Source organism: Shigella sonnei (genome assembly GCF_002950395.1).
In the GTDB taxonomy this organism is placed as follows: Bacteria; Pseudomonadota; Gammaproteobacteria; order Enterobacterales; family Enterobacteriaceae; genus ECMA0423.
Genome location: NZ_CP026802.1, coordinates 726,089 through 741,241, shown reverse-complemented (window position 1 = coordinate 741,241; position 15,153 = coordinate 726,089). Strand labels below are relative to the sequence as shown.

14 protein-coding genes are annotated in these 15,153 nt (G+C 50.6%); all 14 read right to left on the bottom strand.

Annotation, left to right across the window (positions count from 1 at the left end):
- Nucleotides 1-95 precede the first annotated feature (95 nt).
- A complete protein-coding gene (gene wzzB / locus C1P89_RS03790; RefSeq protein WP_005136853.1) occupies nt 96-1,073 on the bottom strand; it encodes an LPS O-antigen chain length determinant protein WzzB in 978 nt (325 codons plus the stop codon).
- A gap of 145 nt (nt 1,074-1,218) precedes the next feature.
- Entirely contained in the window at nt 1,219-2,385 is a 1,167-nt protein-coding gene (gene ugd / locus C1P89_RS03785) for a UDP-glucose 6-dehydrogenase (protein ID WP_000704873.1), read from the bottom strand.
- Nucleotides 2,386-2,634: 249 nt separating this feature from the next.
- The gene (gene gnd / locus C1P89_RS03780) at nt 2,635-4,041 is read right to left on the bottom strand and encodes an NADP-dependent phosphogluconate dehydrogenase (RefSeq protein ID WP_000043466.1); all 1,407 of its coding nucleotides are present in this window, start codon (nt 4,039-4,041) and stop codon (nt 2,635-2,637) included.
- Between the two features lie 163 nt (nt 4,042-4,204).
- Nucleotides 4,205-5,575: a colanic acid biosynthesis phosphomannomutase CpsG gene (cpsG, locus tag C1P89_RS03775; protein ID WP_005142907.1), complete on the bottom strand. Its 1,371-nt coding sequence runs from the start codon at nt 5,573-5,575 to the stop codon at nt 4,205-4,207.
- A gap of 104 nt (nt 5,576-5,679) precedes the next feature.
- Entirely contained in the window at nt 5,680-7,116 is a 1,437-nt protein-coding gene (cpsB, locus tag C1P89_RS03770) for a mannose-1-phosphate guanyltransferase (protein ID WP_000079284.1), read from the bottom strand.
- 2 nt (nt 7,117-7,118) lie between these two features.
- Nucleotides 7,119-8,342, bottom strand: coding sequence for a colanic acid biosynthesis fucosyltransferase WcaI (gene wcaI / locus C1P89_RS03765; RefSeq protein WP_000699750.1), 1,224 nt, complete (start codon nt 8,340-8,342; stop codon nt 7,119-7,121).
- Nucleotides 8,339-8,818 (bottom strand): GDP-mannose mannosyl hydrolase, encoded by a 480-nt coding sequence (gmm, locus tag C1P89_RS03760; RefSeq protein ID WP_000479834.1) that lies wholly within the window; start codon nt 8,816-8,818, stop codon nt 8,339-8,341. Before gmm ends, wcaI begins: the two co-directional genes overlap by 4 nt.
- Nucleotides 8,819-8,820: 2 nt before the next feature.
- The gene (fcl, locus tag C1P89_RS03755) at nt 8,821-9,786 is read right to left on the bottom strand and encodes a GDP-L-fucose synthase (RefSeq protein ID WP_000043606.1); all 966 of its coding nucleotides are present in this window, start codon (nt 9,784-9,786) and stop codon (nt 8,821-8,823) included.
- Nucleotides 9,787-9,788: 2 nt separating this feature from the next.
- Nucleotides 9,789-10,910, bottom strand: coding sequence for a GDP-mannose 4,6-dehydratase (gene gmd / locus C1P89_RS03750; RefSeq protein WP_000048190.1), 1,122 nt, complete (start codon nt 10,908-10,910; stop codon nt 9,789-9,791).
- Nucleotides 10,911-10,935: 25 nt separating this feature from the next.
- Nucleotides 10,936-11,484: a colanic acid biosynthesis acetyltransferase WcaF gene (gene wcaF, locus C1P89_RS03745; RefSeq protein WP_001153547.1), complete on the bottom strand. Its 549-nt coding sequence runs from the start codon at nt 11,482-11,484 to the stop codon at nt 10,936-10,938.
- A gap of 15 nt (nt 11,485-11,499) precedes the next feature.
- Nucleotides 11,500-12,246 carry a colanic acid biosynthesis glycosyltransferase WcaE gene (gene wcaE / locus C1P89_RS03740; RefSeq protein ID WP_000927072.1) on the bottom strand — a complete coding sequence of 249 codons (747 nt, stop codon included), beginning with the start codon at nt 12,244-12,246 and terminating at the stop codon, nt 11,500-11,502.
- Nucleotides 12,247-12,256: 10 nt separating this feature from the next.
- The gene (gene wcaD, locus C1P89_RS03735) at nt 12,257-13,474 is read right to left on the bottom strand and encodes a colanic acid polymerase WcaD (protein WP_000107797.1); all 1,218 of its coding nucleotides are present in this window, start codon (nt 13,472-13,474) and stop codon (nt 12,257-12,259) included.
- Nucleotides 13,449-14,666, bottom strand: coding sequence for a colanic acid biosynthesis glycosyltransferase WcaC (gene wcaC / locus C1P89_RS03730; protein ID WP_001023908.1), 1,218 nt, complete (start codon nt 14,664-14,666; stop codon nt 13,449-13,451). The genes wcaD and wcaC overlap by 26 nt, the downstream gene beginning before the upstream one ends.
- Entirely contained in the window at nt 14,663-15,151 is a 489-nt protein-coding gene (gene wcaB, locus C1P89_RS03725; RefSeq protein ID WP_000888740.1) for a colanic acid biosynthesis acetyltransferase WcaB, read from the bottom strand. Before wcaB ends, wcaC begins: the two co-directional genes overlap by 4 nt.
- Between the last annotated feature and the right edge of the window lie 2 nt (nt 15,152-15,153).

The window sequence follows — 15,153 nt, the reverse complement described above, 5'->3', positions numbered from 1 at the left end:
TTGCAGGGTAAGCGGATGCGATGTTGTTGTCGCATCCGGCAAAAAAAAAGGGCAAGGTGTCACCACCCTGCCCGTTTTCTTTAAAGCTGCAAAGATTACTTCGCGTTATAATTACGCAGAGCGTTACGCCCCAGCACAATCCCCGCGCCAACCATGCCGCCCAGCAGCACCGCCAGAATCAAGGTAATTGCCTTTTTCGGGCTATCGCGACGAATAGGTAACGTCGGTTTCATCACATAACGGTAAGCATGAATATCAAGATCATCAACCTTTAAGTTTTCAATATCCAACAGGTTTTGACGTGTCTGATAGTAGTTTGGTGAGAACACCAACGGACGGGTCGCCTCATGCTTAATCATCGACTCCAGCGCTTCGCTCCCCAAAAGGAACAACGTATCTTGTGTCACATCTTCAGTCTGCTGAACCTGTGGCTTTGCCACCTGCGCCTGATTCGCATACTGCAACGCTTCCTGAATCTGACGGATACGCAGATCTTTCTGCTCCTGCGCGACTACTTCCTGCGTTCTTAAAGAGTCCTGCAAGTTTTTCCGTCCCAGAGCAATGTTGTCTTTGAGATCCTTTTCTAGCTCTTGATTCACTTTATCATCAACTTGCTGAATGTATTGGGCCAACTTCATTTGTGCTCCCTCTGCAGTTTGCCCAACATAAGAAACAGTCAATGGTAATTGCTGGTTCTTAACAGAAGGTTCGATGGTAAGTTTTTCTGGTTCTTCCTGATTATCCAGCGTTTCTGCTAATGCAGAGAAGGCAGAACTGAAGCGACCAATTAACGTCTCCTGTAAATCCGATACTTTCGGTGCAGCCTGACCATAGATAACATTCATGGCATTGTTATAGCCAGCAATTTGCCCCACGTCGGGCTGAGTGATAATTGCTGTTGACGTCCATTTCTCCTTCGCTACTGCCAAATATCCAATAGCCAGGGCAATAGCCACAATGACGGAAATGATGATTGTCATCTTGCCACGCCACAACTGCACTAGTAAATCAATCAAATCAATCTGTTCCGGGTCATGGTTTTGCCCAGAAACATTATTATTTTCTACTCTCATCATTACCCTAACTGACGGAAATTTCCAAGTCCGCATAGTTTAGCGATAATCCTAGTGAATGCTATAGGATAAGTGATAAAAATAATGAATTATTGGGGAGGTAACAAAAGACAATCAGGGCGTAAATAGCCCTGATAACAAGATGTTAGTCGCTGCCAAAGAGATCGCGGGTGTATACCTTATCTGCCACATCTTTAAGCTCTTCTGCCATTCGGTTAGAGATAATGACGTCGGCTTGTTGTTTGAAGATGGCGAGATCACGTTCCAGCCGAGAGTTGAAGAATGAGTCTTCTTTCATCACTGGCTCGTAGATGATCACTTCAACGCCTTTCGCCTTGATACGCTTCATAATCCCCTGAATAGAAGACGCACGGAAGTTATCTGAACCGCTCTTCATAATCAGACGATAAATACCCACCACTTGCGGTTTGCGTGACAAAATGGCATCGGCAATAAAATCCTTACGCGTGCGGTTTGCATCGACAATTGCCGAGATCAGGTTATTCGGCACAGACTGATAGTTCGCCAGTAACTGCTTGGTATCTTTCGGCAAGCAATAACCACCATAACCAAACGACGGGTTGTTGTAATGGTTGCCAATACGCGGATCGAGACAAACGCCTTCGATAATCTGGCGAGTATTCAGACCTAAACTTTCTGCGTAGCTATCCAGTTCGTTAAAGTATGCCACGCGCATCGCTAGGTAGGTGTTTGCAAAAAGTTTAATCGCTTCTGCTTCGGTCGAATCGGTGAACAGGGTCGGGATATTTTGCTTAATCGCGCCTTCCTGTAACAACGCAGCAAAACGTTCTGCGCGTTCTGAACGCTCACCGATGACAATACGTGAAGGATGGAGATTATCGTAAAGGGCTTTACCTTCACGGAGAAATTCCGGAGAGAAAATAATATTTTCAGTACGATATTTCTTATGCATCGCTTCGGTAAAACCAACGGGAACCGTTGATTTGATGACCATAACCGCATAAGGATTTATCTCAACTACGTCTTTAATTACTGATTCTACACTGGATGTATTGAAATAATTAGTTTTAGGATCATAGTCGGTTGGAGTGGCGATGATGACATAATCAGCATCCCGGTAGGCTTCATTTTTATCTAATGTGGCATTAAAGTGTATTTTATCTGATTGCAAAAACTGCTGAATTTCCTTATCAACAATAGGAGATATCCGATCATTCAGCATAGCAACGCGTGACGGTAAAATATCTAATGCCACAACCTCATGATTTTGTGCGATTAGAAGCCCGTTTGACAAGCCTACATAGCCAGTACCGGAAATGGTGATTTTCATTTCATGCTCTCAGAATTAACTTAACTGTGAATCATGATGTTTTTAGCATCCTGATAAGAGCTAAATGTTTTAACGCTACGTTATTAGCTGGTCAACGCTACGAAAAACAATTCAGATTTTCTTTATAAGAATAGCTGATATTTATTAAGTTAATATTAAGCAGTGAAATTTAGTCTATAAGATAAATGGCAAAAAAAAAGCCCGGTGCAATATACGCCGGGCCTCAATTTTACTGTTGGTTAAATCAGATTAATCCAGCCATTCAGTATGGAACACACCTTCTTTATCAATGCGCTTATAAGTATGTGCACCGAAATAGTCACGCTGTGCCTGGATCAGGTTCGCAGGCAGAACAGCGGCACGGTAGCTATCGTAATAGGCAACCGCAGCGGCGAAGGTCGGAACCGGGATACCGTTCTGTACTGCATAAGCAACGACATCACGCAGCGCCTGCTGGTAGTCATCGGCAATTTGCTTGAAGTACGGAGCCAGCAGCAGGTTAGCGATCTGCGGATTTTCGGCATATGCATCGGTGATTTTCTGCAGGAACTGCGCACGGATGATGCAGCCAGCACGGAAAATCTTCGCGATTTCGCCGTAGTTCAGATCCCAGTTGTATTCTTCAGACGCAGCACGCAGCTGAGAGAAGCCCTGAGCGTAAGAAACGATTTTGCCCAGATACAGCGCACGGCGAACTTTTTCGATGAACTCAGCCTTGTCGCCTGCTGACTGAGCTTGCGGACCAGAGAGAACTTTAGATGCGGCAACGCGCTGATCTTTCAGAGAAGAGATATAACGTGCAAACACAGACTCGGTAATCAGCGACAGCGGTTCTCCGAGATCCAGCGCGCTCTGGCTGGTCCATTTACCGGTACCTTTGTTAGCCGCTTCATCCAGGATCACATCAACCAGGTAGTTACCGTCTTCATCTTTTTTAGTGAAGATATCTTTGGTGATGTCGATCAGGTAGCTGCTCAGTTCACCGTTATTCCACTCGGTAAAGGTCTGTGCCAGTTCTTCGTTAGAGAGATTCAGGCCGCCTTTCAGGAGAGAATAGGCTTCAGCAATCAGTTGCATATCACCGTATTCAATACCGTTGTGAACCATCTTCACATAATGGCCTGCGCCATCAGCACCGATATAGGTAACGCACGGTTCGCCATCTTCAGCAACGGCGGCGATTTTGGTCAGGATCGGCGCAACCAGTTCATAGGCTTCTTTCTGGCCACCAGGCATGATGGACGGCCCTTTCAGCGCCCCCTCTTCTCCGCCGGAAACACCGGTACCGATGAAGTTAAAGCCTTCGGCAGAAAGCTCACGGTTACGACGAATGGTGTCCTGGAAGAAGGTGTTACCACCATCGATGATGATGTCGCCTTTATCGAGATATGGTTTGAGCGAATCAATAGCAGCATCCGTGCCTGCACCTGCTTTCACCATTAACAGGATGCGACGAGGCGTTTCCAGAGATTCAACAAACTCTTTCACCGTATAGTAAGGAACCAGTTTCTTGCCTGGATTTTCGGCAATCACTTCTTCCGTCTTTTCACGGGAACGGTTGAAAATAGAGACGGTATAACCACGGCTTTCGATGTTGAGCGCAAGGTTGCGCCCCATCACTGCCATACCGACTACGCCGATCTGTTGCTTTGACATTGTTTACTCCTGTCAGGGGGTGGTCACCGCCGAGTGTGCGGCTTAAATGTGGTATAGATGTTAACTCACTCATAGAGATGGTGAATAGCATTACCTTTGCTATACCACACTGAATATCTCACCTTTTCCGTCTTTTAAAACTTATTTATATGAAATTACTGAATTACTTGTTCAGTAACTCAAGAATAAGTTTTGTCTTTTCTTCCATCAGCGGCACATCACCGCGAGATTCCACATTCAACCGCACCACCGGTTCGGTGTTGGAGGTGCGCAGGTTAAAGCGCCAGTCGGCAAAGGTCATGCTGATGCCATCGGTGCGATCCACCGCCAGCGCCTCGCGGCTAAAATGCTGTTCCACGCGGTTAATCGCCTCAACGGGTTGCGCCAGTTTGCTGTTGATCTCACCGCTTGCCGGAAACGCTGCCATCCGGTCGCGCACCAGTTCGCCCAGCGTTTTTCCTTTCAGGCACACCAGTTCGGCGACCAGCAGCCACGGGATCATGCCGCTGTCGCAGTAAGCGAAATCACGGAAGTAATGGTGGGCGCTCATTTCACCACCGTAGATGGCGTCTTCCTTGCGCATCCGTTCTTTAATAAAGGCGTGTCCGGTTTTCGACATCACCGGCGTGCCGCCTGCGGCAGTCACCACATCAACGGTGTTCCAGGAGAGACGCGGATCGTGGATGATCTTCGCGCCGGGATTTTTTTCGAGGAATGCTTCTGCCAGCAGGCCGACAATGTAGTAGCCCTCAATAAACTGCCCTTTTTCGTCAAACAGGAAGCAGCGGTCAAAATCGCCATCAAAAGCAATGCCCATATCCGCACCGTGTTTGATGACCGCATTGCGGGTGTCGTCGCGGCATTCCGGCAGTAGCGGGTTAGGAATACCGTTGGGGAAATTGCCGTCCGGCGTGTTGTGCACTTTGATTAATTCCACGGGTGCGCCAAGGGCTTTAAAGCGGGCTTCGATGGCGTCCACCACCGGACCCGCTGCGCCATTCCCGGAGTTAATCACCAGCTTGAGCGGCGTGAGGTTTTTGACATTGATATAACCGAACAGGTGATCAACGTAAGCGTCACGCAGATTGATTTGCTGATAGCGACCGCGTTTGGTTTCATCAACGGGAGGAAAGTCGTTGGCTTCTGCCAGACGCTGGACATCGCGCAGTCCGGTATCACCGCTGATCGGGCGAGCCCCTTCGCGCACCAGTTTCATGCCGTTGTAATCCATCGGGTTATGGCTGGCGGTAACTTCAATGCCGCCATCCACGCCGAGATGGAACGTGGCGAAATAGATCTCTTCGGTGCCGGACATGCCAATATCCAGCACATCGACGCCCGCATCCTGTAAACCTCTCGCCAGCGCCAGTTTTAAGGTTTCGCTGGTGAGGCGGACATCACCGCCTAACACAATGGTTTTCGGTTTGAGAAATTCGCCATAGGCGCGACCAATGCGCCAGGCGATATCTTCATTCAGTTCTTCGCCTAATTTCCCGCGAATATCATAGGCTTTAAAGCAGGTTAATTTTTTCATGTCGTTACCCTTTTTCAGGCAATAGTTGGCCCTGACCGAAACGGCCAATTTTGTTTTTGTCGTTATTTACATCTCGGTTTCGCATTCATTGCCTGATGCGACGTTTACACCCGTCCGTAGCGATCCGCGAAACGCACCACATCATCCTCTTCGAGATAAGAGCCGGAGCGCACTTCAATTAAATCGAGCGGAATTTTCCCCGGGTTTTCCAGGCAATGCATCGCCCCCAGCGGAATATAAATGGACTCGTTTTCACCAAGCAGTTTGATATCACCATCAATGGTGACTTTTGCCGTTCCCGCGACAACCACCCAGTGTTCCGCGCGGTGATGGTGCATCTGTACCGACAAGCCCTCGCCCGGTTTCACGGTGATGCGTTTCACCTGGTAGCGGTCGCCCGCGTCGATAGAGTCATATTTGCCCCACGGGCGATAGACTTCGCGATGCACCCGATGCTCATGGCGACCATCGGCTTTGATCTGCTCGACCACTTTTTTCACATCCTGCACCGCGTTACGGTCGGCAATCAGCACCGCATCTTTGGTCTGCACCACTACCAGATCTTTCACCCCGACGGTGGTTACGAGGCCAGATTCGGCGTACACATAGCTGTTTTCAGTTTTGTGATTAATCACATCGCCGTGGCAAACGTTGCCCTCGGCGGTGTGGGCGCTAATTTCCCATAATGAGGACCAGGAGCCGACATCGCTCCAGCCCGCATCCATCGGCACCACAACGGCATCTGCCGTACGTTCCATGACCGCGTAATCCACCGACTCTTCCGGGCAGGCGAGAAACGCTTCTTCATCCACACGAATAAAATCGAGATCCGGATCGACGGCGCTCATCGCTTTTTCACAGGCATCGAGAATATCCGGACGATATTTTTTCAGTTCTTCGAGATAGCGTCCGGCGCGGAACAGGAACATGCCGCTGTTCCAGTAATATTCGCCGCTTGCCACATAGGCCTGGGCGGTTTCCAGATTCGGTTTTTCGACAAACTGCGCCACTTCAAAGGCCACCGTATCCTGCTCACCCGCAGACACTTCACCGCGACGAATATAGCCATAACCGGTTTCTGGTAGATCCGGCACAATGCCGAAGGTCACCAGCTTGCCCGCTTCGGCATATGGCATGGCATTACGCACGGCGGCACGGAACGCGTCTTCATCGGCAATCACATGATCCGCCGCCAATACCAGCATTAACGGGTCGCTCTCCGGGCTATGACGTTTTGCCGCCAGCGCCGCCAGCGCAATGGCAGGTGCCGTGTTTCGCCCTGCCGGTTCGAGAATAATGTTCTCGGTAAGTTTGTTCAGTTGACGCAGCTGTTCCGCGACAATAAAGCGGTGCTGCTCATTGCAAATCACCACCGGGCTTTCGCACTCCACGCCGTTCAGGCGGCAGATGGTGGTTTGCAGCATGGTGAGATCGCCTTTCAGGCATAAAAACTGCTTGGGGTAAAGTACGCGGGAAAGCGGCCATAAGCGGCTACCGGAGCCACCTGCCATCACAACTGGATAGAGTTTCGACTGCGCCATAATTATCCCCGAATATCATTTATAAATTGACGTAACACGTTCTCTTTATCGAGTGTGCGTTCGGCATATTCACGTGCCACCGTGTTGTGTTTGGGCAGCAGGAGCGCCTGACGGATCCCCGCCACCAGCGCCTCGACCGATTCCGGTTCTACGCAAACCGCAATGCCCGGAAAGGTTTCGCAAAGCTGCCCCAGTTCTGTGTGGGCCTCTGCGGTAATCACCGCGTTACCGCCTACCGCCAGAATATTGGTCAGTTTCGACGGCAATACGGCATCTGCCGCGCCGCGTTTTTGCACCACCAGATGGCAATCGCCCATCTTCAGCAGTGCGGGTAAAGCGTCATACGATTGCAGCGGGAAAAATTGCATGTTGCGCAGTCCACGCTGCTGCGCCATTTTTTCCAGCCGCGCTTTGCCGCCGCCCTGCCCGACAATGGCAAAAATCAGCGGTTCATCGCGCAGACGATCGGCAGCTTCAATAACGTTTTCCAGCCCCTGCTTTTCACCAATATTGCCGGAGTAAAGAATGATTTTTTTGTTATCCGGCAGGTCAAGCTGGTTACGAAGGGCGTCAACATCGGCATCTGCAACATGCTGAAAACGGGCAATTTCCGACCAGTTGGGGAAGAAGATGACGTTTTCCGCCGCCACGCCTTTTTCGATGGCTTTATTCATCATCGAACGCGAAATCGTGGAGACGTTATCGACGTTATGCAGTCCGCTACGTTCGAACGCCGTTGCCAGCTGTGCCACTTTGCTGCCTTTGCCTTTTCCGGCAAGGCCCAGCCCCAGCATGGCGTCCACTTCGTAATCCTGAATATGCAGCACGGTACGCGCACCAGAAAGTTTCGCCAGCAGGCGCATTCCCGGCGTGCAAAACAGCGTTGGCACCACGCCGATAATGCGATCCGGCTTCCAGCGACGTTGCGCCATCAGAGGAAAGAAACTGCTGACGGCAAAACTGCCGAGATGTAACAGGCGTTTCAGGGTGCTCGGCTGTTTTGGCACGTACAGCGGGCAGCGCCACACCGTGGCGGCCCCCTCTTCTCGTTTGTACCGCCAGGCGGAATAGTTCTCGCCCACCTGCCACTGCGGGTAGTAAGGCGGTGCGGTAATAACCCGCACCTCATGACCTTGTGCCGCCAGCCATTCCACCATCTCGCCGGTGTATTTGCCGATACCGGTTAACTCCGGCGAGTAGTTAATGCCGTAGACCAGTATTTTCATAATCCGGGTACTCCGGCACGCTTCTCAGCGAGAAAATAGGCGCGGCTGTTAGCGTGAACATCGTTACTGGCGAGCAGCGCGTCCGGCGTCAGCCAGCGGTAATCGTCATGCTGCTCATCCGGCAGTATCAGCTCTTCTTCAGCGACTCTGAAGCGAAAACCGAGCACCACATAGTGAGTGGTGAAATCCGTGCCGGAGAAGTTATCGTCATAAAAGTGCTGCCAGACACCGTAAAACTGGCCTGCTGTTATCGGCAGACGCAGCCCCAGTTCCGCCATCGTCAGCCGCTCGAATGCGGCTTCCAGCGTTTCGTCTTTCTGCACGCGCCCTCCCGGCACAAACCAGTAACCCTGCGCCGGGCGGTTGGTTCTTTTGCCAAGCAGAAACTCACCGCGACTGTTCTCGACAATAAAGTCGAGAGAGACAAGCGGGGTGGAGCGCACTACCGTGGCAAAGTCTTCCTGACGTAAAAACATCATTACCCCCGAAAGCGGTCTTGATTCTCAAGGAACCACTGGTAAGTGCTGGCAAGCCCCGCTTCCAGTGAGATTTCGTGATACCAGCCAAGCTGATGCAGGCGCGTCACATCCAGCAGTTTGCGCGGCGTACCATCCGGTTTGCTGGCATCAAAAACCACCCGACCTTTGTAACCCACCACTTTGGCGATGGTTTGCGCCAGCTCGCGGATAGTGCAGTCAACGCCCGTGCCGACGTTAATGTGCGACAGCATCGGCTGGGTGTTCTCCAGCCAGACTTCGTGCGCCAGCTCCATGACATGAATGCTCGCCGCCGCCATATCATCGACGTGCAGGAATTCACGCATCGGTGTACCGCTGCCCCATACCACCACGTCCGGTGCATTCTGTGCCGTCGCCTCGTGGAAGCGACGCAGCAATGCAGGGATCACATGCGAATTACTCGGGTGGAAGTTGTCATGCGGGCCATACAGGTTGGTCGGCATGACTGAGCGGTAATCGCGTCCGTACTGGCGGTTGTATGATTCGCACAGTTTGATCCCGGCGATTTTGGCAATGGCGTAAGGCTCGTTGGTCGGCTCCAGCGTGCCCTGCAATAACTCGCTTTCTGCCATCGGCTGTTTTGCCAGTTTCGGGTAGATACAGGACGATCCAAGAAACAGCAGTTTGTTCACGTCGTTCTGATGCGCGGCGTGAATGATGTTGCTCTCAATCATCATGTTCTGGTAGATGAAATCCGCCGGATAGGTGTTGTTGGCAACAATGCCGCCCACTTTCGCCGCCGCCAGATAGACCTGGTCAATGCGTTCGCTGGCAAAGAAATCATGCACCGCGCGGCTGTCCAGCAGGTTCAGCTCGTCGCGGGTGCGTAATACCAGTTCCACATCACCGCGCTGTTCGAGCTGCCGCCTGATGGCAGAACCGACCATCCCACGATGGCCAGCGATAAAAATGCGTTGTTTACTCATGCTTATGACTCCAGCGCGATCGCCACGTCGTAGCCGTGAGATTTCAGCAGAGAGTGTTTTTTCGCCGCTTCGAGGTCATTAGCCACCATTTCAGACACCATCTCTCTGAGGGTGATTTCCGGTTTCCAGCCCAGTTTTTCGTGCGCTTTGGTCGGGTCGCCGAGCAGCGTTTCAACTTCAGCCGGACGGAAGTAACGCGGATCAACGGCGATAATCACATCACCCGGTTTAACGCCCGGCGCGTCATGCCCGGTGACGGAAACCACAATGCCCTTCTCTTCAACACCCGTGCCTTCAAAGCGCAGTTTGATGCCCAGCTGTGCCGCTGCCATTTCCACGAACTGACGCACGGAGTACTGAACGCCGGTCGCGATAACGAAATCTTCCGGCTGTTCCTGTTGCAGCATCATCCACTGCATTTTTACGTAGTCTTTGGCGTGGCCCCAGTCACGCAGGGAATCCATATTGCCGAGGTACAGGCACGACTCCAGCCCCTGGGCGATGTTGGCGATTGCGCGGGTGATTTTGCGGGTAACGAAGGTTTCGCCGCGGCGCGGGGATTCATGGTTGAAGAGAATTCCGTTACAAGCGTACATGCCGTAGGATTCGCGGTAGTTAACGGTGATCCAGTAGGCGTACAGTTTGGCGACCGCATACGGAGATCGCGGGTAGAACGGCGTGGTTTCTTTCTGCGGAATTTCCTGCACCAGACCATACAGTTCAGAGGTGGAAGCCTGATAGAAACGAGTTTTCTTTTCCAGACCGAGGAAGCGGATCGCCTCCAGCAGGCGCAGCGTACCCATCGCGTCGACGTCAGCGGTATATTCTGGTGACTCAAAAGAGACCGCAACGTGGCTCATTGCGCCCAGGTTGTACACTTCATCCGGCTGTACTTCACGCAAAATGCGCGTCAGGTTAGAGGTATCACTCAGGTCGCCATAATGCAGATGGAATTTCGGGTTGCAGGTGTGCGGATCCTGATAAATGTGATCCACGCGCTCGGTGTTGAATGACGATGCGCGACGCTTAATACCATGCACCTCGTAACCTTTTTCCAGCAGAAACTCTGCCAGGTAAGAACCGTCTTGTCCGGTTACACCGGTGATGAGAGCGACTTTTGACATGTCTTATTCCTCTGTATTTTTGAATTTATTCAGTTTCAACGCGTTCGCGTATCACCACTGCGGGATTCCCCCGGCAAACCACATTTGCCGGAAGCGATTTAAAAACACTGCTTCGTGCACCCACGACGGTGCCGTCGCCGATTGTGACGCCTGGGGCAACAAAGACATCGGTTGCCAGCCAGCATTTCTCGCCAATCACAATAGGCGTGGCGTTAATGGTGAAATGTTGACTTGCATGGTCGTGGCTACCGGTGCATAAATAACTTTTTTGCGATATCACCGAATGTGCGCCAATGGTTATTTCACCGAGGGTATATAAATTGACGTCATCGCCGACCCACGCGTAATCACCTAAGGTTAATTTCCACGGATAGGTAATTTTTACTGACGGACGAATAACTACGTTTTTTCCTATTTTTGCTCCGAATAAACGTAATAAAAAAGCCCGCCAGCGATACAATACTTGTGGCGACCAGGCAAATATTGTTGCCTGTACTGCCCACCATAATTGCACTTTAATAGCGTTGCCGCCCCGGAACCCTTTCGGCACCGAGAAACCGCTTAAATCTTGCATTGGTTTTCCTTATATTCAGACTTTGTTATATAAGGCTTTCGTCTTTGAGGTAGTACGTTGGCGTAAATGCCAGGATAATTCAGCCCAAAAGCCAGGCACATGTAATATTTGTCGTTGGACTTTTTTCGCGTCAGCACACAATTCCATATTATTGGTGGTAGATACCCCACCCATGGAAAATTCAGACACCAGGCCATTGAGTTTTTTAAATGCATAACCGGCTTTATACATTTTGGCTGCCAGCGCGTAGTCGGAAGAAACTTTATATTCCAGGTCATAACGCCATTTTTTCAAGCCGGATACAGGGAAAAATATCGCCTGATGACTGGCGGGCAGGCTGTGATAAATATACCAGCCCGGTTTGGCGCTACGTTTAATTTTATGCCCGTCGCCAAAATCCAGCAGCGCATCGCCGGTGATCATCATGTTATCTTTTTGCATTTTTAACTTACGGACAAAATTTGCGGCATCCTGATGAAAAATATCGCCCGAATTGAGAAACAACGCGAACTTGCCTTGTGCCATCGTAATGCCTTTGTTCATGGCGTCGTAGATACCGTTATCTGGCTCGCTGACAAAGCGTAGGTTATAGATACCATTGAGATTTTCCAGATACTCACGGGTGCCGTCATTGGAACCGCCATCGACAACAATCCATTCGAAGCTGATATCTTCCGCCTGCGCCAGATGCGCCAGCGAGGCATGTGTTTTGACTATCCCTTCGAGGTTACGAAACGCGACAGTGATTATGCTAAGCAACATGTTCTTATTCTTACCTCGTAATATTTAACGCTTTTCGCAAAATAAATGGACAGACGATTAAAAATGCATATTCCGGGCTAAATATCGAACCGGTAAAAAACAGCGATACCGGAGTAAAAAGATATAATTGCACGCGAAAATTGCGGTTATCACCAAAAGCGTTGATCATCATTTTTATCACTTTCCCCATGTACCACAGCGATAAAAACACTGCGAACCAGGAAAAATAAATAATCAGCAGATACAAACCATTGTCTATGGTTTTTCCGACATCCGCACCGTTAAATATTCCGAATGATGCGACGTATTCATAAAGTGAGCCAAATCTGACTACACCGTCAATATGGGTCAAAGAATAACCGACCATCACCAGCGGACCGACAATACGATAATACGATGACGATCCTTCCGTACCTAAATCGCCCAGACGGGTGGAAATATAAGGAAACGCGATTACCACACCAACCAGGAATACAGCCAGAGAAATCAATGCCAACGGTAACTTTTTCTTAATCGCCTCTTTATTCAGATATTGAAATGCCCACTCCAGCAAATAAAACAGGATAAAAGTCATAACCCCTGAAAACGATCCGGATAATATTATCCCTGCGAGAATCATAGCATCGGTTTTAGGCGTTTTGATACCAAACTGTTTGATGCTGAGCCAAATTGAGATTAATGCCAGAGCGAAAAATGCCGGTTCGAAATAAAGTGCTGTCGTGCGCTTGCCGCCGAATTTAATGAAATTCAGTACATAGCTGTTGCTGTAAATCAGATATTTCGAAATCGACTCCATAATACTGCTGCCACCGGTGAGGATAATTTGCGCCATCTCCACCGCCGCCAGCGCCACCACCAGCCCGATCACCAGATAAAAGAAACGTAATATCTTGCGATGGTTGTGTGGCGAAATCGTTTTAAAGCGAATACTCCACACCATGCCAATAATGATCACAATATAGACAAACAGCATGGTTGAAGTGACGTATTTACTGGCATCCAGCGACTGACCAAACAGATAGTTAAACGCCGTGAGTCCCGCACCAATCCCTAAGGCAATCATCAATTTTTTAACGCTGATGCGTTCTAAAAACAGCAGTAACAAGACAGGTAAAAAAGTGACGATGGTGATGGGGAAACTTTCGCCAAGCTGGGCGATTTTGACGTTAACCAGCAGGTAGATCAGCGGCAGCAGCAGGTAGCTACAGATTCTGATAGAAGTTGACATACTCCTCCAGCATCTGTTGTCCACTGTAGGTGGCGCGGCTGCGTTGGCTGAACTCAGCCAGCGTGGTACCAAATATCGCCTGCGCGATTTCCGGTTTGCTTAACTGCACCAGTTGCAGCACGTCTTCTTCGTCGACGGTTTTACCGCCGGATTTTTGCAACACTTCCCGTGCCGCGTCGCTATGGGTGGCAATCACCGGCACGCCAATTGATAACGCCTCACACAAAATCAGCGGGTAGTTATCGACGCGAGAACTGAATACCAGCGCATCCATCTGATTGAGCGCGCTCATCAACTTGCGCTTGTCAGTTTCAAAGCCGTGATTAACCACGTTGCCAGCGGTGAACGGCGAGAACTTACCAAAGGTATGCAGTTCGATTTTGTCGCCCAGCGCCATCATCTCACGCACCAGTTGCTGGTTAGTCTTGCCGTCGTAACGCAAGTCATGCGCCACCACCGCGATTTTCGGCTTGCCCTGGGTTTCGCGCACCGGAGGCAAGTCCGCCAGAATCGCTTCGGTTGCCATATCAATACCATTATTGATAATCCGGCAACGCCCTGGACCGTACAGGCTATTGAAAGCGTCAGCCACATGCTGGCTGGGGGAAATAAACTGACAGCCCAGCGCCAGCATCTCACGGAATAACTGGCGTTTGCCCGCCACCAGCTGGTGTGCGCGATCAATCTTCACCGGCGGATAGTTATTTAAGGTCGGGCATTTCTGGCAGCCCGTTTTCCAGCCTTCGCAACCGTCGGTAAAGGCGCAGCGTCCGGTAACACTCCAGTGGTCGTGCAGCGTCCAGACCAGAGTGACGTCCGGTTTATGGTTTTTCACTTTTTCGCAAAAGCGCACCACGCTCTTAAGATTTAGCCAGTAGCTGTGCAGCACATGAAAATGCAGGACCACCGGACCCGGTGTGCGAGTAATGGTGCGATATAACTCATTGAAATTGCCAAACAGATCGCGATTAAACAGACGAAACAGGGCAATATTCGCCATCGCGGTCATCCGCGGCGTATGTTTGATGACCTGCGGATAGTTCTGATGGCTGACGCTCTCTTTGCCGCCTTTGCCGTAACCGTAGACAAAATGTGACGCCAGCCCCTGTTGCAGCGCACGCTGGTGGAGATCTAACGCCACACCTGCTGCCCCGCCTTCCGCCAGTCGCACATTAAATTGCAGAATATTCATTTAATTACCTTCACTCGCGCTTTTTCTCCCACCACCAGCGCGTTGTCCGGGACAGAGTCGAGCACCACGCTGCCCGCACCCACGGTGACGTTGTTACCAAGCGTGATATCACCAAGAATAATGACGTTGGCACCGAGTTCGACGCCGTTGCCAATGTGTGGACATGCCATGTTATCGGCACCACGATTGCCGATAGTGACGCCGTGGCGAATGGTGAAATCATCCCCCGCTACCACGTTTTTATTGATCACTACGGCGTAACCGTGATGGATAGTAAAGCGGCGGCCAATGGTCGCGGCGGCCTGGATTTCATAACCGAAAAAGCATTCGGTGATAATGCGATACAGCACCAGCAGCGGGGCCGCCCACAGATTGTTGAGGACGTTCTTTTTGCGCCACACCGAACAAAAATGAGCAACACGATAGGCAAGAACCATGCAGCACGGGCGTAAACTCCAGCTGTTGGCACGCAGATCTTCCAGCATCT

What these genes read in the sequence shown, in the direction of transcription:
- ugd (WP_000704873.1), bottom strand. Translation starts at nt 2,385, where the DNA reads ATGAAAATCACCATTTCCGGTACTGGCTATGTAGGCTTGTCAAACGGG.
- wcaE (WP_000927072.1), bottom strand. Translation starts at nt 12,246, where the DNA reads ATGTTGCTTAGCATAATCACTGTCGCGTTTCGTAACCTCGAAGGGATA.
- wzzB (WP_005136853.1), bottom strand. Translation starts at nt 1,073, where the DNA reads ATGAGAGTAGAAAATAATAATGTTTCTGGGCAAAACCATGACCCGGAA.
- gmm (WP_000479834.1), bottom strand. Translation starts at nt 8,818, where the DNA reads ATGTTTTTACGTCAGGAAGACTTTGCCACGGTAGTGCGCTCCACCCCG.
- wcaI (WP_000699750.1), bottom strand. Translation starts at nt 8,342, where the DNA reads ATGAAAATACTGGTCTACGGCATTAACTACTCGCCGGAGTTAACCGGT.
- gmd (WP_000048190.1), bottom strand. Translation starts at nt 10,910, where the DNA reads ATGTCAAAAGTCGCTCTCATCACCGGTGTAACCGGACAAGACGGTTCT.
- gnd (WP_000043466.1), bottom strand. Translation starts at nt 4,041, where the DNA reads ATGTCAAAGCAACAGATCGGCGTAGTCGGTATGGCAGTGATGGGGCGC.
- cpsG (WP_005142907.1), bottom strand. Translation starts at nt 5,575, where the DNA reads ATGAAAAAATTAACCTGCTTTAAAGCCTATGATATTCGCGGGAAATTA.
- cpsB (WP_000079284.1), bottom strand. Translation starts at nt 7,116, where the DNA reads ATGGCGCAGTCGAAACTCTATCCAGTTGTGATGGCAGGTGGCTCCGGT.
- wcaD (WP_000107797.1), bottom strand. Translation starts at nt 13,474, where the DNA reads ATGTCAACTTCTATCAGAATCTGTAGCTACCTGCTGCTGCCGCTGATC.
- wcaC (WP_001023908.1), bottom strand. Translation starts at nt 14,666, where the DNA reads ATGAATATTCTGCAATTTAATGTGCGACTGGCGGAAGGCGGGGCAGCA.
- wcaB (WP_000888740.1), bottom strand. Translation starts at nt 15,151, where the DNA reads ATGCTGGAAGATCTGCGTGCCAACAGCTGGAGTTTACGCCCGTGCTGC.
- fcl (WP_000043606.1), bottom strand. Translation starts at nt 9,786, where the DNA reads ATGAGTAAACAACGCATTTTTATCGCTGGCCATCGTGGGATGGTCGGT.
- wcaF (WP_001153547.1), bottom strand. Translation starts at nt 11,484, where the DNA reads ATGCAAGATTTAAGCGGTTTCTCGGTGCCGAAAGGGTTCCGGGGCGGC.